The 18,150-nt window shown below is 71.7% G+C and carries 14 protein-coding genes and 1 pseudogene; 7 read left to right on the forward strand and 8 right to left on the reverse strand.

Features of this window, described 5'->3' with window-relative positions; all coding sequences use genetic code 11:
* A pseudogene (locus OXR63_RS15485) lies at positions 1 to 202 on the forward strand (hypothetical protein); the annotation flags it as partial.
* A gap of 449 nt (positions 203 to 651) precedes the next feature.
* Here OXR63_RS15485 and OXR63_RS15490 read toward each other — a convergent pair.
* The 8 genes from OXR63_RS15490 to sucC form a co-directional block, all read right to left on the reverse strand.
* Positions 652 to 1,077 (reverse strand): DUF805 domain-containing protein, encoded by a 426-nt coding sequence (locus OXR63_RS15490; protein WP_267424678.1) that lies wholly within the window; start codon positions 1,075 to 1,077, stop codon positions 652 to 654.
* Positions 1,078 to 1,115: 38 nt separating this feature from the next.
* Positions 1,116 to 2,924, reverse strand: coding sequence for an ABC transporter ATP-binding protein (locus OXR63_RS15495; RefSeq protein ID WP_374116147.1), 1,809 nt, complete (start codon positions 2,922 to 2,924; stop codon positions 1,116 to 1,118).
* 92 nt (positions 2,925 to 3,016) lie between these two features.
* Complete coding sequence (locus tag OXR63_RS15500; protein WP_267424681.1) at positions 3,017 to 4,825, reverse strand: ABC transporter ATP-binding protein; 1,809 nt, start codon at positions 4,823 to 4,825, stop codon at positions 3,017 to 3,019.
* 533 nt (positions 4,826 to 5,358) lie between these two features.
* Positions 5,359 to 6,984, reverse strand: coding sequence for a bifunctional phosphoribosylaminoimidazolecarboxamide formyltransferase/IMP cyclohydrolase (gene purH / locus OXR63_RS15505; protein ID WP_267424682.1), 1,626 nt, complete (start codon positions 6,982 to 6,984; stop codon positions 5,359 to 5,361).
* Positions 6,981 to 7,574 (reverse strand): phosphoribosylglycinamide formyltransferase, encoded by a 594-nt coding sequence (gene purN / locus OXR63_RS15510; RefSeq protein ID WP_267424683.1) that lies wholly within the window; start codon positions 7,572 to 7,574, stop codon positions 6,981 to 6,983. The genes purH and purN overlap by 4 nt, the downstream gene beginning before the upstream one ends.
* A gap of 39 nt (positions 7,575 to 7,613) precedes the next feature.
* Positions 7,614 to 9,554 carry a cell division protein PerM gene (locus OXR63_RS15515; RefSeq protein ID WP_267424684.1) on the reverse strand — a complete coding sequence of 647 codons (1,941 nt, stop codon included), beginning with the start codon at positions 9,552 to 9,554 and terminating at the stop codon, positions 7,614 to 7,616.
* An 83-nt stretch (positions 9,555 to 9,637) separates the two neighbouring features.
* Positions 9,638 to 10,525: a succinate--CoA ligase subunit alpha gene (gene sucD, locus OXR63_RS15520; RefSeq protein ID WP_194663120.1), complete on the reverse strand. Its 888-nt coding sequence runs from the start codon at positions 10,523 to 10,525 to the stop codon at positions 9,638 to 9,640.
* Between the two features lie 11 nt (positions 10,526 to 10,536).
* On the reverse strand, positions 10,537 to 11,706 hold the full coding sequence (gene sucC, locus OXR63_RS15525) for an ADP-forming succinate--CoA ligase subunit beta (RefSeq protein WP_267424686.1): 1,170 nt from the start codon (positions 11,704 to 11,706) through the stop codon (positions 10,537 to 10,539).
* Positions 11,707 to 11,944: 238 nt separating this feature from the next.
* On the opposite strand from sucC, the gene OXR63_RS15530 reads away from it, so the two are divergent.
* From OXR63_RS15530 to OXR63_RS15555, 6 genes are all read left to right on the forward strand, one after another.
* Positions 11,945 to 13,570, forward strand: a complete 1,626-nt coding sequence (locus OXR63_RS15530; RefSeq protein ID WP_267424688.1) for a RecQ family ATP-dependent DNA helicase — start codon at positions 11,945 to 11,947, stop codon at positions 13,568 to 13,570.
* Between the two features lie 209 nt (positions 13,571 to 13,779).
* Positions 13,780 to 14,076, forward strand: a complete 297-nt coding sequence (locus OXR63_RS15535; RefSeq protein WP_267424689.1) for a hypothetical protein — start codon at positions 13,780 to 13,782, stop codon at positions 14,074 to 14,076.
* A 37-nt stretch (positions 14,077 to 14,113) separates the two neighbouring features.
* The gene (locus tag OXR63_RS15540) at positions 14,114 to 14,935 is read left to right on the forward strand and encodes an oxygenase MpaB family protein (protein ID WP_267424690.1); all 822 of its coding nucleotides are present in this window, start codon (positions 14,114 to 14,116) and stop codon (positions 14,933 to 14,935) included.
* A gap of 44 nt (positions 14,936 to 14,979) precedes the next feature.
* Complete coding sequence (locus tag OXR63_RS15545; RefSeq protein ID WP_267424691.1) at positions 14,980 to 15,825, forward strand: phosphoribosyltransferase family protein; 846 nt, start codon at positions 14,980 to 14,982, stop codon at positions 15,823 to 15,825.
* Entirely contained in the window at positions 15,822 to 17,444 is a 1,623-nt protein-coding gene (locus tag OXR63_RS15550) for a nicotinate phosphoribosyltransferase (RefSeq protein ID WP_267424693.1), read from the forward strand. The genes OXR63_RS15545 and OXR63_RS15550 overlap by 4 nt, the downstream gene beginning before the upstream one ends.
* A complete protein-coding gene (locus OXR63_RS15555) occupies positions 17,441 to 18,139 on the forward strand; it encodes an NUDIX domain-containing protein (protein ID WP_267424695.1) in 699 nt (232 codons plus the stop codon). The genes OXR63_RS15550 and OXR63_RS15555 overlap by 4 nt, the downstream gene beginning before the upstream one ends.
* Positions 18,140 to 18,150 lie beyond the last annotated feature (11 nt).

Raw genomic sequence — 18,150 nt, forward strand, 5'->3', positions numbered from 1 at the left:
AGCCCCGAACGCGTACCTGTTCTCCCTCCACGGCGGCTCGCTCAAGGCCCTGCAGCTCGAGGGTGACAACGCGATCCTGACCGGCACCACCGTCCACATCTCCGCCGACGCCGCGAAGCTGCTCAACAGCACCTTCAAGACCGACGCCGTCAAGGCCGGCCTCCTCGTCGGCACCGCCACCATCACCGCCCAGATCAAGTAACACCCGCACCACAGCAACACAGCACCACACACGAGAACGCCGTCCCCAGTCGGGGGCGGCGTTCTCGTCGTTGCACGGGAGTCAGGCGTCCCCGGCGCACCCGATGCTGGTTTCCGTCCGCGGCGATGACGGATCCGGTCGTCCCCGCCCGACGATCCCGAACCAGATCCGTCACCCCGCCGGCGAAGAGCCACCGCACCCACGAGTCAGCGCGGAGACCGAAGGACCCACCACGCGCGAACCGACCCATCACGGGCGCGATGGGAAGCGGAAACGCGCGTCGGAGGTCAGAACGAACGACCTCCCACGCGCGAAAGAACTACCTACACGCGGAGCGACCCCCTACGCGCGAAACGACCTGCTCCGCGCGGAACGACCACCTACGCGCGAAATGACCCGCCACGCGCGGAACGACCTCCTGCGCTCAGCGCGCCCGCGTTCCACGGGCGTCAGGCGTCGAAGCGGGTGCCCTTCGGGTTCGACGGCAGCAGGAACATCACGAACAGCACGAGCGACCCGATGCCGGGCACCGCGTGCAGGAACTGCCAGAAGCCGGAGCGGTTCGTGTCGTGCAGCCGACGGGCACCGAGCGCGAGGGACCCGACCAGCGTCACCACGACCCACAGCACGAACAGGTAGGACCCGACCGGGTTCTCCAGCAGCGGGCTGTCGGGCGTGAACGCCTGCGGGACGAGCTGCAGCACCAGGCCGATCGCCAGCGACGTGATCCACCACCACCAGAACTCCGAGCGCGAGGCCCGTCCGGTGAACACGGTGTACTTCCGCCAGAAGCGTCGGAGCGCCTCGGTGAAGGGCGCACCGACGAATGGGTCCCGGAGGGCCACACCGCCGGGCTGCGGGCTGTCGTCACTCATGCCGACAACCCAACCATGCGGTCCTCCGGGAACCCCGCCTACACGAGCGAGTCGCGCCAGGCCGCGTGCAGTTGGGCGAAGCGCCCCGTGCCCGCGATGAGGTCCGCCGGGGTGCCGTCCTCGACGATCTCGCCGTACTCCATCACGAGCACCCGGTGGGCGATCGCGACGGTGGACAGGCGGTGCGCGATGATCACGGCGGTGCGGTCGGCGAGCAGGGTCTCGAGGCCCTCCTGCACCAGCCGCTCCGACGGGATGTCGAGCGACGCCGTGGCCTCGTCGAGGATGAGCACCTTCGGGTCCGCGATGAACGCCCGCGCGAACGAGAGCAGCTGCCGCTGGCCTGCCGAGACACGACCGCCGCGCTTGTTCACGTCGGTGTCGTACCCGTCGGGCAGCGCCATGATGAACTCGTGCGCACCGACGGCCTTGGCCGAGGCCTCGATCTCCGCGCGGGACGCCCCGGGCTTGCCGAGCGCGATGTTGTCCGCGACGGTGCCGGAGAACAAGTACGCCTCTTGCGTGACCATGACGATCGCACGGCGCATGTCGTTCGTGTCGAGGTCGCGCAGGTCCACGCCGTCGAGCTTCACCGAGCCCTGGGTCGGGTCGTAGAAGCGCGCCATGAGCTTGGCGAGCGTCGACTTGCCCGCACCGGTCGACCCGACCAGCGCGATCGTCTGCCCGGACGGGATGTGCAGGTCGAACGCCGGCAGCACGACCTTGCCCTTGTTGTAGGCGAACACGACGTTGTCGAAGTCCATCTTGCCGCGGGCGTCCGCCAGTTTGGTCGGCTTCACGGGGTCCGGCACGCTGGGCCGTTCCTCGAGCACGCCGGAGATCTTCTCCATCGCCGCCGACGCCGACTGGTACCCGTTGTAGAACATCGCGAGCTCCTGCGCCGGGTCGAAGAAGCGCTTGGCGTACAGCGCGACCGCGAGCAGCGCACCGACCTCGAGCGTCCCACCGACGACCCGGAAGCCGCCGACGATGACGACCGCGGCGAGCGTGGCGTTCCCGATGAGCACGAGCACGGGATCGAAGGTCCCGAACAGGTTGAACACCTTCGTGTTCGAGACCCGGTAGTCCTCGACGAACCCGCCGTACTCGTCCCGGTTGCGGGACTCCTTGCGGAAGGCCTGCACCGCTCGGATGCCCGTCATGGTCTCGACGAAGTGCACGATGACGCGGGCCGAGGCCACGCGGGTGGCACGGAACAGTGTCTGCGAGTTCGTCTGGAACCAGCGGATCAGGAACCACAGCGGCACGAGCGACACCGCGAGCACCAGGCCCGAGGTCGGGTCGAGCACCACGAGCGCCACCGCGGTGAACGCCATGTAGAGCACGCCCTGGATGAGCTGGTTCAGCCCGGAGTCGAGCAGCTCGCGGATGGAGTCGAGGTCACTCGTCTGGCGGGAGATGATCCGGCCGGACGTGTAGGTCTCGTGGAACTCCAGCGACAGCCGCTGCGTGTGCAGGAACACCCGCTTGCGCAGGTCGAACAGGATCGCCTGACTGATCCGCGCCGCGAGCACGGTGTACCACGCGGTCAGGACGGCCCCGAGGACCGCGACGACGATGTACGTCGCCACGACTGCGAACGCCGGGACCCAGTCGTTGTGGTCGAGGACCGCCGGCAGGGCGTTGTCGATGCCCCACGCGATGAGCGCCGGACCGGCGACGGTGCCGGCGGTCGAGACGACCACGACGATCCCGAGCAGGACCAGGCGCGCCTTCAGCGGTGCAGCGAGGGACCCGAGCAGGGCGAGGGACCGGCGCCGCAGGCGCTTGCTCTCCGCCTTGGTGAAGTCCTCGCGCTCCTCGCCGCGCACGCCGAGCGTGGTGATGGATGCGGTCACCGGTGCGGAAGTCTGCGAGGCCTCCGCGGTGTCGTCGACGGCAGCCGTGCCTCCCGGCAGGTTCTGATCGGTCTGCTGGCTCATGCCATCGCCTCCTCTCGTGCGGTCGCGTCGTCGTCGTCGAGCGACGAGATCACGTAGCGGTAGTGGTCATTCGTGGCCATCAGCTCCGAGTGGGTGCCGACGGCGGTGATGACGCCGTTCTCCATGAGCGCGACGCGGTCCGCGAGCGTCACCGTCGACGGACGGTGCGCCACGATGAGCGACGTGGTCTCGGCGAGGACGCGGCGCAGGCCGGCCTCGACCCGGGCCTCGGTGTCGACGTCGAGCGCCGACAACGGGTCGTCGAGCACGAGCACCGACGGCCGCGCCGCGATCGCACGGGCGAGCGCCAGCCGCTGCCGCTGTCCGCCGGAGAGCGACAGCCCCTCTTCCCCGACACGGGTGTCGACGCCGTCGGGCAGGTCGTCCACGAAGGACGCCTGCGCGATGTCGAGCGCCTCGCGCATCAGCGTCTCGGCCTCCTCACCCGTCACGTCCGGGCGACCGAGCAGCACGTTCTGCCGCACCGTCGTCGAGAACAGCGTGGCGTCCTCGAAGGCGACGCCGACGTGGCGCCGCAGTTCCTCGCGAGTGAGGTCCCGGATGTCGACGCCGTCGATCGTGACCGAGCCGCCGGTCACGTCGTACAGCCGGGGCACGAGCGAGAGCAGCGTGGTCTTGCCGCAGCCGGTCAGGCCGACGAGCGCCATGGTCTCGCCGGGCTCGAGCCGCAGCTCGACCCCGTTGATGAGGTCCGGGTACTGCGCCGCGGAGTCCTGGTAGCGGAAGTGGACGCCGTTGAAGGCGAGCGCACCGTGCGGCTCGGCGATCGTCTTCGGGTGCTCCGGGTCGGTGATCGTGTTCTCGGAGTCCATGACCTCGAAGAAGCGGTCGACCGCGGTGCGCGTGTCGAACGTCATCGAGAGCAGGAAGCCGATCGACTCGATCGGGAAGCGGAGCACCGTCGCGGTGGCGAAGAACGCGAACAGCTGGCCGACGCTGAGCTGCCCCTGCGACGCCAGGTAGATGCCGGCGAGCAGGCAGAGCGCGAACGCGACGTCCGGCACGAGCAGCAGCCACAGCCAGATGCTCGCGACGGCCTTCGCCTTCTTGATCTCGGTGCCACGGAGGGCCTCGGCCTGCTCGCTGAACTCCTCCAGCTTGTAGCCGCCGCGGCCGAACGCCTTGAGCACGCGGATGCCGTGCACCGACTGCTCGACGCTCGTCGCGAGGTCACCGACCTGGTCCTGGCTGCGGCGTGCGACGACGGAGTACCGACGTTCGAACAGCAACCCGTTGATCCACAGCGGGATCGACGCGATCAGGAAGATCAGGCCGAGCAGCCACCCGAAGGTGAAGAGCACGACGAACCCGACGACGATCGTGACGAGGTTCACGACGAGCAGCACGACGCCGAACGCCAGCCACCGACGGATCAGGGACAGGTCGGACACGGAGCGGGACAGCAGCTGCCCGGACTCCCACCGGTCGTGGAACGCGACCGGCAGGTCCTGCAGCTTGGCGTACAGCGCGTTCCGCATGCTGGTCTCGATGCGGGTGGACGGACGCATCACCAGGCGGCGACGTGAGGCGATGAAGAAGGCCTCCAGCACACCGAGGGCGAGCACACCGAGCCCGGCGGGCCAGATCTGCGACGAGTCCTTCGACGACATCGGGCCGTCGACGAGCCACTGCAGCACATAGGGGATGGCGAGCGCCACGAGGGAGGCACCCATCGCGGCGGCCATGCCGGCGATGATGCGGCCCTGGTAGGGCTTCACGTAGGGGTGGATCCGCGCGATCGCGCGGAAGGTGGACGGGCGCGCCGTGGTGGGCGACTTGGACATGCGTTGCGTCCTCATGCGTCAGCCGGGTACTCCGGGTCGGGCCGTCCGGACGCCGCCCGTGTCGGGCGTCGTCGGTCCGGCACCGGCCTGGAGGCTCGGTGTGCGTTGCGTGGTCATCATCGGCCGGGCGCGTGGTGGCGCCTCCGCCGTCACTCGCGTGACGTCGGTCGGGCCGGAGGGCACCGGGGGACTCGTCGTCCCTCGGGGATCCAGCGGGTGGTTCGCGTCGTCGTTGGTTGCAGCGACGCGCGGCCGTGGGAACGGCCTGACTAGACGGCGGCCGCCACTCGTCGTCGCGGCGCGGGAGTGGTCCCACGTGCGGGAGTGGTCCCCACGGCGGACGCCAGACCTGCACGGGCGGGCGTCGCCTCGGATCGGGTCATGTCGTCCATCGTCACTCCAGTCGTCGTCATCGTCACCGTTGTGTCCGCGGTGCCACCGACCCCTGGGGGCCGTCGGCGGTGCTGTCGCGGAGCCTTACAGGATATTCAGAGCGAGTCAGCAGCGCAATGGGGTGTCGCGATTTGTTCACTTCAGTGGAAGAAGTGGCGCTCCCCGGTGAAGTACATCGTGACGCCGGCAGCCGTGGCCGCGGCGATCACTTCTTCGTCGCGGACGCTGCCGCCGGGCTGCGCGACCGCGCGGACCCCGGCGTCGAGCAGCACCTGCAGGCCGTCGGCGAACGGGAAGAAGGCGTCCGACGCCGCGACGGATCCGGCAGCGCGGTCGCCCGCACGGTTCACTGCGAGGTGGCAGGAGTCGACGCGGTTGACCTGACCCATGCCGACACCGACGCTCGCGCCGGCGTTCGCCAGCAGGATCCCGTTCGACTTGACCGCGCGGGATGCCTTCCACGCGAACGCCAGGTCGGCCAGGGTGGCCTCGTCGGCGGGCTCCCCCGCGACGAGGTCCCACGTCGACTGGTCGAAGGCCGTGAAGCGGTCGGCGTCCTGCACCAGGAAGCCGCCGGAGATCTGCTTGACCTCGCGCGGGGCCAGGGCGAAGTCGGCGGGCAGCGTGAGCAGGCGGATGTTCTTCTTCCGCGACAGGATCTCGAGGGCCTCGGGGTCGAAGCCCGGGGCGACGACGACCTCGGTGAAGATGTCCTTCACGGTCTCGGCCATCGCCACGGTGACGGGACGGTTGGCGGCGATGACCCCGCCGAACGCCGACAGCGGGTCGCAGGCGTGGGCGGCAGCGTGTGCGGAGGCGATTGGGTCGACCGCGTCAGGGGCGCCCACCGCGATGCCGCAGGGGTTGGCGTGCTTGATGATCGCCACGGCCGGCTCGGTGAAGTCGTACGCGGCGCGGACGGCCGCGTCGGCGTCGACGTAGTTGTTGTACGACATCTCCTTGCCGTGCAGCTGCGTCGCCTGCGCGATCCCCGTGCCGCCGGTCTGCGTGTAGAGCGCAGCGGCCTGGTGGGCGTTCTCGCCGTAGCGGAGCGTCGCCGCGAGGTCCGCGCCGAACGACAGGTGCGACTCGAACGAGCCCGGGGTCTCGAGGGCGTGCCCGTCCGACTCGGCGTCGACCACGTCGGACGCGAAGTACGACGCCACGGCGGTGTCGTACGCGGCGGTGTGCGCGAAGGCCTGGGCGGCGAGGCGCTTGCGGAGCGCGAGCGTGGTACCGCCGGCGCGGACGGCCTCGACCACCTCGGCGTAGGACGACGGCGACACGACGATCGCCACGTTCGGGTGGTTCTTCGCGGACGCGCGGACCATGGCCGGGCCACCGATGTCGACGTTCTCGACGACCGTCGCGGTGTCGGCGCCCGAGGCCACCGTCTCGACGAACGGGTACAGGTTCACCACGACGAGCTCGAACGCCGCGATGCCCAGGTCGGCGAGCTGCTGCTCGTGCGACTCCAGCCGCAGGTCGGCGAGGAGCCCCGCGTGCACGGCGGGGTGCAGCGTCTTCACGCGGCCGTCGAGCGACTCCGGGAAGCCCGTGACGCTCGCCACGTCGGTGACCGCGTACCCGGCGTCGCGGATGGTCTGCGCGGTGGACCCCGTCGACACGAGCTCGACGCCGCTGTCGGCCAGGGCGCCGGCGAGCTCGAGCAGGCCGGACTTGTCGCTCACGGAGATGAGGGCACGCCGCACGGGGACGACGTCCCGGTCGCGGTAGAGGCTGGGGTCGGCTGCGTGCACGCTCATGCGCTCGTGGTGCCCTTCAGGTCGGTGGTGCCGGTGGCGATGTCGAGGACGGTCTGGATGAGCAGACGGCGTTCGACGGGCTTGATGCGGTCGTGGAGCGTCGACTCGGAGTCGTCCGGCAGCACCGGCACGCGCTCCTGCGCCAGGATCGGGCCGCTGTCGACGCCGTCGTCGACCTTGATGACGCTGGCGCCGGTCTCGGTGACCCCGGCGGCGAGGGCGTCCCGGACGCCGTGTGCCCCGGGGAACTCCGGCAGGTACGCGGGGTGGGTGTTGATGATCCCCGGGCCGAACTCGGACACGACCGACGGCGGCAGCAGGCGCATCAACCCCGAGAGCACGAGGAGGTCCGGCGACCAGGGCCGGATCTGCTCGGCGAGCGCCTGACCCCACGCGGCGCGGGAGTCGTACCGCGCGAAGGGCACCGAGAACGTGGGGATTGAGTACTCCTCGCCGAGGCCGAGTCCTTCGGCGTCGCGGTCAGCTCCGATCGCGACGACGCGGGCGGGGTAGTCGGCGTGCCGGGTCGCCTCGAGCAGGGCCCGGAGGTTCGAGCCGGCACCGGAGATCAGGACGACCAGTTCGAGCACGTCCACCAGCCTAGCGGCGGGGTGCGCCGTGCGACGCCGTCAGCGGTCGTCCTGTGGACGGCGCCACCAGGGCAGCTCGTCCTCGGGGACCTGGTCGGTCTGGTCCCAGCGCTTCGTCGGGGTCGTCGAGACGGGCGGGGTCGTCGGGGTCGTCGGGGTGGCCGACTGCTCGTCGACGTCGTCGCGTCCGGCGACGAACTCCTCGGTGCTCCAGGGGAAGGCGGGCTGCTCGTCCCGGGCCCCCGCGGCCTGGGGTGCCTCGGGGCGGTGCCGGTCGGGGCGGTCGTCCGGGGTCGAGTCGGCGCGCTCGGCGTCGGCTCCGGTGACGCGGTCGCGGAGGCCTCCTGCTCGCTCGCGCAGGTCGCTGGCCCGGCTCTTCAGCCCGCCAGCGCGCTGCCTGAGCCCACCGGCGCGGTCGCGCACACCGTCCGCTGCGCCGCGGAGCCGGTCACGCATGCCGCCCGCGCGCTCGGTCGTGTCCGTGGGCACGTCGGCGACGCCGCCCGTCCGCGCCCAGTCCGGCAGCTCGACGTGGCGGTCCGTGTCCGTGTCGGCGGGTGCGGGTGCGAGTGTGTTCCTGTCCGTGTCGGACGCGGCCGTCCGGCCCACGGGGTGGTGCGCCTCCTCGACCACGAAGCGGTGCACGTCGGTGGTGCGTCCCGCGCCGGCGCGCTCGAGGGCGTCGAGGAGCGAGCCCTCCGACGCGAGGTCCGCGGGCACGTCGCTCTCGTGCCAGCGCTCCCGGCTCCAGGAGCGCTCGGGCAGCCGGACGAGGTCCTGTCCGACGGCGAGGGCGACGACCGCGGGCACGCCGACCTCGAGCGCGGCGAAGGCGCCGACGACCAGGGCGTGCGGCCCGACGTCGGCGAGACGCCCGGGTCCGAACGACCCCGACGACCCCCAGGCGACTGCGCCCGTGAGCAGCCCGGCGACGATGCCGGTGGCCACGCCCCCGAGTGCGCGGTGCAGGGCGCTGTCGGCGGACCCGAGGGCACGGACGAGCCGCGGACGCATGAGGCCCCCGGCCGCGAAGCCCGCCAGCACCGGCACGAGGACCCAGAGCAGCCCGAAGGTGTGCCCGGAGGGCGGCAGCGCCCCGAACACGGGCAGACCGGGGATCGGGCCGAGGGCGGTGCCGATCGGCGAGACGCTCGACCCGGTTCCGATGGCGAAGCCCGGACCGACGAGCCACGCGGTGGCCCAGGCGACGAAGTCGGGCAGGAACGCGAGCTGCCCGACGGTGAGCGCGATGCCGCCGAGGAGTCCGGCGTGCGAGCGTTCGTAGAGCGTGATGACCTCGGCGAAAGACCCGAGGAGCAGGAAGCCGACCAGGATCCCGGCGACGGCGACCACGCAGGCGGTGGCGGCCGTTCCGGCACGGAGCCCGAAGCCCGCGATCGAACGCCACACGGCCGGCACACGGCCGAGCTGGTCGAGCACGCGGGCGGTGACGGGGTCGGGGTCGAGTCCGCGGCGCCGACGGCAGACCTCGGCCGCGACGAGCGCCGGGATCCCGAACCACAGCGCGGGGAACACGATCGCCTGCCACACGCTCGGCTGTGTCGCGGCGGAGGTCGAGGACAGCGCCAGTCCGAGTCCGAGGAGCGCCACCGCGGCCGTGCCGACGAGCACCCCGGTCACGCGGTGCTCCGTCTCGGCGAACCGTCGGCCGGCACGGGCGCCGAGCCAGACCGTCACGACCGCGAAGCCGAGCGCCGCGAGCGTCACCGGGATCGGTGCAGCGGCACCACTCACCCCGGAGGCCTTCGCGACCGTGGACCCGAGCAGGAACGTCACGTCGACGCCGTGCCCGACGAGCCACACGCTGCCGGCGGCCTTCCAGAAGACGTCCCAGTCGACCTGCAGGCCGTACTCGAAGCCCCAGAGCAGGGTCAGCGGCACCAGCGCGATGCCGACGCCCACGCCGACCGTCACGAGCGCCTCGACGGCGGCGAGCAGAGCGGTTCCCAGGCGGTTCATCGCAGCGAGGATACGTGCCCGGCCACGGGAACGACGGGAGGCTCGGCGCGGAACCCGCACCGAGCCTCCCGTCAGCACACCGCTCAGCGAGCGGCGACCACCTCGCGCAGCAGCGCGGCGGTCTCGGACGGCGTCTTGCCGACCTTGACGCCGGCGGCCTCGAGTGCCTGCTTCTTCGCCTCGGCGGTGCCGGCGGACCCGGACACGATCGCCCCGGCGTGGCCCATGGTCTTGCCCTCCGGCGCGGTGAAGCCCGCGACGTAGCCGACGACCGGCTTGGTGACGTGCGCCTTGATGTACTCGGCCGCGCGCTCCTCGGCGTCGCCGCCGATCTCGCCGATCATCACGATGGCCTCGGTCTCGGGGTCGGCCTCGAACGCGGCGAGCGCGTCGATGTGCGTCGTCCCGACGACGGGGTCGCCGCCGATGCCGATGGCGGTCGAGAAGCCGAGGTCCCGCAGCTCGTACATCATCTGGTAGGTCAGGGTGCCCGACTTCGAGACGAGGCCGATCGGGCCCTTGCCGGTGATCGTCGCCGGGGTGATGCCGACGAGCGACTCCCCCGGGGTGATGATGCCGGGGCAGTTCGGCCCGATGATGCGGGTCTTCTCGCCGAGGGCCTTGGCGTGTGCCCAGAACTCCGCGGAGTCCTGCACGGGGATGCCCTCGGTGATGACGACGACGAGGGGGACCTCGGCGTCGATGGCCTCCATCACGGCGTCCTTGGCGAACGCCGGCGGGACGAAGACGATCGAGACGTCGGCACCGGTGGTGTCGACGGCCTCGCGCACCGAGCCGAAGACGGGCAGCTCGACGTCACCGTGGGTGACGGTCGTGCCGGCCTTGCGGGCGTTGACGCCACCCACGACCTGCGTGCCGGCCTTGAGCATCAGTGCGGTGTGCTTGGTGCCCTCGCCGCCGGTGATGCCCTGGACGATGACCTTGGAGTCCTTGGTGAGGAAGATCGACATGGTCAGTCCCTTCAGGCCGCGGCAGCGGCGAGTTCGGCGGCCTTCTCGGCCGCGTCGTCCATGGTCGCGGCGACGGTGACGAGCGGGTGCGCTGCCTCCGCCAGGATCCGTCGGCCCTCTTCCACGTTGTTGCCGTCCAGGCGGACGACGAGCGGCTTGGTGGCCGCGTCGCCGAGGATGCCCAGCGCGGCGACGATGCCGTTCGCGACGGCGTCGCAGGCGGTGATGCCGCCGAAGACGTTCACGAAGACGCTCTTGACCTGCGGGTCGCCGAGGATGACGTCGAGGCCGTTGGCCATGACCTCGGCCGAGGCGCCGCCGCCGATGTCGAGGAAGTTGGCGGGCTTCACGCCGCCGTGGCGCTCACCGGCGTACGCGACGACGTCGAGCGTGGACATGACGAGCCCCGCGCCGTTGCCGATGACGCCGACCTGGCCGTCGAGCTTGACGTAGTTCAGGCCGTGGGCCTTCGCCTTGGCCTCGAGCGGGTCCTCGCTCGCGGTGTCCTCGAGCGCCTTGTGGTTCTCGTGCCGGAAGTCAGCGTTCTCGTCGAGGGTGACCTTGCCGTCGAGGGCGACGATCTGGCCGTCACCCGTGCGGACGAGGGGGTTGACCTCGACCAGCGTGGCGTCCTCGCCCGCGAAGACGTCGTAGAGCTTCACGAAGACGCTCGCGACCTGCTCGACGAGTTCGTCGGGGAAGCCTGCCTGGCGGGCGATGGCCTCGCCTGCTTCCTGGTTGATGCCGGTCAGCGGGTTGACCTCGACGCGGGCGAGCGCCTCCGGCTTCTCCACCGCGAGCTGCTCGATCTCCATGCCGCCCTCGACGCTCACGAGCGACAGGTAGGAGCGGTTGGCGCGGTCGAGGAGCACGGAGAAGTAGAACTCCTCGGCGATGTCGGCACCCTGGGCGACCATGACGCGCTGCACGGTGTGGCCCTTGATGTCGAGGCCGAGGATCGCCTGCGCGTGCTCGAAGGCCTCGTCCGGGGTCTTCGCGACCTTGACGCCGCCGGCCTTGCCTCGGCCGCCGACCTTCACCTGCGCCTTGACGACGACCACGCCGCCGATCTGCTCGGCTGCGGCCTTCGCCTCCTCTGGGGTGTCGGCGATGATGCCCTGCAGCACAGGGACGCCGTAGGACTCGAAGAGGTCCCTGGCCTGGTACTCGAAAAGATCCACGCTGTTCTTCTTCCCGCACGGTTCGTGCGATCGGCATCGGTCATCCGGTCGCAGCGCTCAGCATCGAGGGTCGCTCGATGTCGAGACAACGGCCGTGACCGAGCCTAGCGGTGGCGGGTGAACGCCGGGTGCGTCCGGCGCCCCACGACCCGGGCCGCCCGATGGCCACGACGCGCATCCGTGGCCGTGTCGCGCACTGCCGAACGGACCGCAAGCAGCCGCTCGGCACGGTGGATCGATGCACGACGCACTCCGCTCCCAGGCCGCCGACGTCTTCGGCTGGCAGCTCCGCCCGGACCAGCAGACGGTCATTGACGCCGTCCTCGAGGGGCGCGACGCCCTCGCCGTGATGCCGACCGGCTCCGGCAAGTCCGCCATCTACCAGGTGGCCGGTCTGGCACTCGACGGGCTCGTGCTCGTCGTCTCGCCCCTCGTCGCCCTGCAGGAGGACCAGGTGGTCGGCCTCGCGGAGCACCCCGACGCACCACGGGCCGTCACGGTGAACGCCACGAAGCGCTCCCGCGACCTGACCGAGGCGTGGGACGCGGTCACGGCAGGCGAGGTCCGCTACGTGTTCCTCGCCCCCGAGCAGCTGGCGAAGGAGGACGTGCAGGAGCGGCTCCGCGCGGCGGGGGTCGCCCTGGTCGCCGTCGACGAGGCGCACTGCGTGTCCTCGTGGGGGCACGACTTCCGCCCGGACTACCTCGGGCTCGGCGAGGTGATCGAGCGGCTCGGACGCCCGCCGGTCCTCGCGCTCACCGCGACGGGCTCCGCCCCCGTGCGGGACGACGTCGTCGCACGCCTCGGCATGCGGGACCCGCTGGTGCTCGCCGCCGGGTTCGACCGACCGGAGCTGCGGCTCGAGGTGCGCCGCCACCAGGACGAGGACGCCAAGCGCGACGCGGTCGTCGAGCAGGTCGCCGGCCTCGAGGGCGTCGGCATCGTCTACGTCGCCACCCGGGCCGAGACCCTCGTGTACGCCGACGAGCTGGCCGAGAGCGGACGGGTCGCCCAGCCGTACCACGCGGGTCTCCGGGTGAAGGACCGCGAGCGCGTCCTCGCGGGGTTCCACGACGGCTCGGTCGAGGTCGTCGTCGCCACGAGCGCGTTCGGCATGGGCATCGACAAGGCCGACGTCCGCTTCGTCGTGCACGCGGACGTGCCCGAGTCCGTCGACGCGTACTACCAGGAGGTCGGTCGCGCCGGCCGCGACGGCGACGCCGCCCTCGCGACCCTGCACTACCGTGCCGAGGACCTCGGTCTGCGCCGGTTCTTCGCCGCCGGCAGCCCCGCGCCGAAGTCACTGCGAGCGGTGTTCGACGCGGTGCCCGCGACGGGTGCGATCGCCCGCTCGGCGCTGCCGGACGCCTCCGGCCTCCCCGCCCGCACCGCCGGCCGCGCCGCGAACGCCCTCATCGAGGCCGGCGTCCTGGTCGACGGCCACGACGGCATCGCCCGCGCCGACGACGCCCCGGCGAGCGCCGACGCCGCAGCCAGCGCGGCCAGGGAGCGCGCACACGAGCGGGAGCAGATCGAGGAGTCCCGGATCGCGATGATGCGCCAGTTCGCCGAGACGAACAGCTGCCGTCGCCAGTTCCTGCTCGGGTACTTCGGCGACGAGCTGCCCGAGCCCTGCGGCAACTGCGACACCTGCACGTCCGGCACGGCCGAGCAGTCGCACGCAGCCGACGGCAGCCACGACGCCGAGTGGCCGCCGGACGCCGCGGTCGAGCACTCGCAGTGGGGCCACGGCACGGTGATGAGCACCGAGGACGATCGACTGACGGTGTTCTTCGAGTCGGCCGGGTACCGGACCCTCGCCCTGGCGGACGTCGAGGAACGCGGGCTGCTCGAACGGGTCTGAGCCGATGCCACGGGGGGACGCGCGGTCGCTCCACCAGACGGCGGCGACCGCGCTCCACTCCCCCGAGCAGAGGCGAGTGTGCACGGTCGTCATGACCACCCGGTGACGCGCCGGTGAACGCCGGGCGACGACGCACCCGGGTCCGCGGCGTTCGGGGTGCGTCCAGTGCCCGGGGCGTATCCAGGAAGCCCGACCGAAGGAGAACCACCATGAGCGACCCCGGCATCAGCCCCGTCGACGACTTCGACTCCCAGGCACGCCGCGACGACGACATCGACCGCGAGCACGTCGGCCCCTACGAGGTCGACGAGGCCGAGGAGTCCCTCGAGACCGTCACGAACGACGCCGTCGCCGGCGAGACCGTGGAACCGCAGCCGGGTGACGGCACCGACGACGGCCCCACCGGTGGTGCGCCGCGCGAGGCCTCGGCCGACCTGTGGGAGCACGACGGCGATGACGGCGGGCGCCCCGACCTCGGGAACGACCTCGGCACGAAGCCGCTCTGATCGGCACGCCGGCACGCCGGCACGCGATGATGGTGCCGTGAGCAACGGACGGAAAGGAGGCTCGGTGCCGGACGCGCACCGAGCCTCCCGTCCGGTGCATGGCCGGGACCAAGCCCTCGCCCGCTTCCTCGCCGACAGCACGCCCGTCGTGGCCGGCGGCCGCGCGATCCTGCTGCAGATCGCGGACCCGGTGGTCGCCGCCGGTGTCCGCCGGCACTCCGACTTCGCCAGACGGCCGCAACAGCGGCTCGCCCACACGCTCATGTACGTGTACGCGGTGGTGATCGGCACGCCGGCGGACGCGGCCATGGCGACCGCGTTCGTGAACCGGGCGCACGTGCCCGTGGCCGGCGCGGACGACGTCGACCGACAGCTCTGGGTGGCTGCCACCCTCTACGACTCGGCGCTCCGGGCGCACGACGCCTTCGGCGACCCGGTGCCCGCCGACCTGGCGCAGCGGGTGCTCGACGCCTACGCGCCCCTCGGCGTCGCGCTGCGGGTGCCCGCGGACCGCTGGCCTGACTCGGTCGACGCCTTCCAGGTCTACTGGGACCGGACGGTGGCGCACCTCTCCGTGACCGACGACGCCCGCGGGGTCGTTCGCGACCTGCTGCACCCACGGTTCGCGCCGTTCTGGGTGCGCGCCGCGATGCCCCTCGTCCGGATCGTGACGGTAGGGCTGCTGCCGGACGCCGTGCGCACGCAGTACGGCTTCGCCTGGGGCCCGCGTGAGGAGCGCCGCTTCCGCCGGGTCGCGTCCGGGTTGCGCCGGGTCCGCGCCGTCGTGCCCGGTCCGCTCCTGCGCCTGCCCGGACCGCTGCTGCTCCGCGCGATGCGACGGATGGCGAACCGGCACTGACCAAGTTCTTGTCAGAGTGACAAGTACCGTGCTACGGTCGAGTCATGGCAGTCGAACTCAGCACCCGGGACAGCCGGGGCACCCAGACGACACCGACGTTCTCCACGATGCGGTTCCCCGCGGGGGAAGCCCACGTCAAGGTGTCGGACGACCACGCCGACGCGGGGGACCTCACCGAGATCGCGACCCTCCGCGGTGCGAGCGGCGACGACCTGATGATGCTCGGCATGTGGGCCGACGCCGTCCGGCAGCGCGGCTCGAAGTCCGTCGCACTCGTCCCCTACCTGCCCGGCGCACGGCAGGACCGCGGCATCCCGTTCGGGGCGAAGGTCTACGCCGACGTCCTCAACGGCTTCGGCATCGACCAGGTCATCGCCTTCGACCCGCACTCGCCGGTCATCGTGGGGCTCGTCGAGCACCTGACCGTGGTCACCAGCGAGCAGGTCGTGCGTGACGCCGTGGTCGGCGCTCCCGGCACCGAGCAGCGCTACCAGGGCATCATCGCCCCGGACAAGGGCGCCGTCGCCCGGGCCACCGCCGTCGCCGAGGCGTGCGACCTGCCCGTGTACCGGGCCGAGAAGCACCGCAACCCGGACACCGGCAAGCTCGACGGCTTCAGCTGCGAGCCGCTGCCCGACACCGGCCGCTTCCTGGTGGTCGACGACATCTGCGACGGCGGCGGCACCTTCATGGGGCTGGCTGCCTGCACCGGGGTCCCGAAGGACCGCCTCGGCCTCTGGGTGTCGCACGGGGTCTTCTCCGGCCGGGCCACGGCGCTCGCGGAGCACTTCGGCGAGATCGTCACCACCGACTCCTACCCGGCGCAGTCCGAGGTCCCCGGCCTCGTGACCGTCCCCCTCACCCCCTTCCTGACGGAGCAGATCCGATGACCGACCAGACCACCACCGCCGGCACCACCGCCACCGCCACCACGGCCACCGCCGCCGCCGCCACCGCCACCGCGGGCATCGCGCCCCGCCTGACGGCGCCGAGCCCCATCGCCCCGCTGCTCGCCGTCGACGGCTACAAGCACTCGCACCGGCAGGTCTACCCCGAGGGCACCACCCGCATCCTGATCAACTGGACGAACCGCTCGAACGCGCACATGCCCGAGTCGACGCACGCCGTGGTCTTCGGGCTGCAGGCCTTCATCCAGCGCACGCTCGTCGAGTCCTGGGCGCCGTTCTTCGCGGCGGACGAGGACCTGGTCTGCGACCTGTTCGAGCAGGCGCTGCAGGGCTACTTCGGCCCGAACCACATCGGCGTCGACCACGTCCGCGCCCTGCACCGCCTGGGGTACCTGCCGCTCGCGATCCGGGCGCTCCCCGAGGGCACCCTCGCGCCGATCGGCGTCGCCACCCTGACCGTCGAGAACACCGTCGACGCGTTCTTCTGGCTGCCGAACTACATCGAGACCGCGCTGTCGGCGTCGATCTGGCACCCGTCCACCGTCGCCACGAAGGCGCTCGAGTACCGCGACCTGATGGAGGACTGGGCAGCTCGCACCGGCGCCGTCCCCGAGGGCATCGACTTCGCGGCGCACGACTTCTCCTTCCGCGGGCAGTCGAGCATCGAGTCCGCCGCTGCCGGGGGCGCCGGCCACCTGCTCTCGTTCCTCGGCACGGACTCGATGCCGACGCTGGACTTCGTCGACCGCTACTACCCGGGCGACAACGGCATGGTCGCCGCGAGCGTCCCCGCCACCGAGCACAGCGTGATGTGCGTGCGCGGGGCCGAGGGCGAGCTCGCCACGTTCGAACAGATCCTCGACGTCTACCCGACGGGCATCGTCTCCGCGGTCAGCGACGGCTTCGACCTGTTCAAGGTCCTCACCGAGACGCTTCCCCAGCTCAAGGACCGCATCACGGCCCGCGACGGCAAGCTCGTCATCCGCCCCGACTCCGGCGACCCGGTCGACATCGTCACCGGCACCGTGCACGACGTCGACGAGGCCGCCCTCACCGACCCGGCACGCAGCCACGAGGAGAAGGGCGTCGTCGAGCTGCTCGACGAGCTGTTCGGCCACACCGTCAACGCGCAGGGCTTCAAGGTCCTCGACCAGCACATCGGTGTCATCTACGGCGACAGCATCACGCTCGACCGCGCCCGCCGCATCTACGAACGCCTGGCCGCCAAGGGGTACTCGAGCGACAACATCGTGCTCGGCATCGGGTCGTACACGTACCAGTACATGACCCGCGACAACCTCGGCAGCGCGGTCAAGGCGACCTGGGCCCTGGTGGACGGCGAACCCGTCGACATCCAGAAGGACCCGAAGACCGGCAGCGGCAAGAAGAGCGCGAAGGGTCGCATCGCCCTGCACCGCGACGCGACCGGCGAGATCCGCCAGACCGACCAGGCGAGCGCCGCGGACGAAGACACGAGCCTCCTCCAGCCCGTCTGGGTCGACGGCCGGTTCCTCGTGCACCAGTCCTTCGCCGACGTCCGTGCGACGCTCCGGCGCGAGCGCACGGAACGCGCGGCCCGACGGGCGGCGACGTCGGCGTGACCGAGCCGTCCCTGACCCACGATCAGCCGCTCATCGCGATCGACGTCGTCCCGATGTCCTTCACGACGGGCGACGGGCTGCGGGTCGCCACCGCGCGTCGGCTGTACGACCCGTTCGCCGGCCAGGAGGCCCTCCCCGGCGTGCTCCTGCAGCCCACGGAACTCCTGGTGGACGGAGCACGGCGCGCGCTCCGCACCAAGACCGGGATCACCCGGCCGGCGGTCCGGCACCTCGCGCAGATCGGGGCGTTCGACGGACCCGACCGCGACCCACGCAGCGCGGCGATCAGCATCGCGTTCGTCGCCGTGGTGGACGTCCCAGGCGTCTCGGACGTCGACGCGGTCCCGCTCGGGGCGACCGACGGCCCTGCCGGTGACCCCTCGCCGACCTGGCGCGAGGCCACCGGAGCCGAGCCGAGCCTCCCGTTCGACCACGACCGGATCATCGAGGCCGCCGTCGACGACGTGCGGACCCGGCTGTGGCGCGACCTGCCGCTGACCCGTGCGCTCCTCGGTCCGCGCTTCACGACGGCGGATGCGTCCCGGCTGCAGGCCGCGCTGTACGGCGCCGCGCCGGACCCCGGCAACCTCAACCGGGCGCTGCGGACCAACCCGGCACTCGAACGCGTGGCGGAAGCGTCGTCGATCGGCTCACGCGGCGGACGTCCCCCGGCCGTCTGGACGTGGACGGACTGACGCGGGTTGGC

Source organism: Curtobacterium sp. GC_Cur_3 (assembly GCF_026544205.1).
GTDB lineage: Bacteria > Actinomycetota > Actinomycetes > Actinomycetales > Microbacteriaceae > Curtobacterium.

Excerpts from the sequence above, each read along its gene's own strand:
- OXR63_RS15515 (WP_267424684.1), bottom strand. The coding sequence starts at position 9,554 with ATGAACCGCCTGGGAACCGCTCTGCTCGCCGCCGTCGAGGCGCTCGTG.
- OXR63_RS15535 (WP_267424689.1), top strand. The coding sequence starts at position 13,780 with ATGAGCGACCCCGGCATCAGCCCCGTCGACGACTTCGACTCCCAGGCA.
- purH (WP_267424682.1), bottom strand. The coding sequence starts at position 6,984 with ATGAGCGTGCACGCAGCCGACCCCAGCCTCTACCGCGACCGGGACGTC.
- OXR63_RS15550 (WP_267424693.1), top strand. The coding sequence starts at position 15,822 with ATGACCGACCAGACCACCACCGCCGGCACCACCGCCACCGCCACCACG.
- sucD (WP_194663120.1), bottom strand. The coding sequence starts at position 10,525 with ATGTCGATCTTCCTCACCAAGGACTCCAAGGTCATCGTCCAGGGCATC.
- OXR63_RS15530 (WP_267424688.1), top strand. The coding sequence starts at position 11,945 with ATGCACGACGCACTCCGCTCCCAGGCCGCCGACGTCTTCGGCTGGCAG.
- OXR63_RS15490 (WP_267424678.1), bottom strand. The coding sequence starts at position 1,077 with ATGAGTGACGACAGCCCGCAGCCCGGCGGTGTGGCCCTCCGGGACCCA.
- OXR63_RS15500 (WP_267424681.1), bottom strand. The coding sequence starts at position 4,825 with ATGTCCAAGTCGCCCACCACGGCGCGCCCGTCCACCTTCCGCGCGATC.
- OXR63_RS15545 (WP_267424691.1), top strand. The coding sequence starts at position 14,980 with ATGGCAGTCGAACTCAGCACCCGGGACAGCCGGGGCACCCAGACGACA.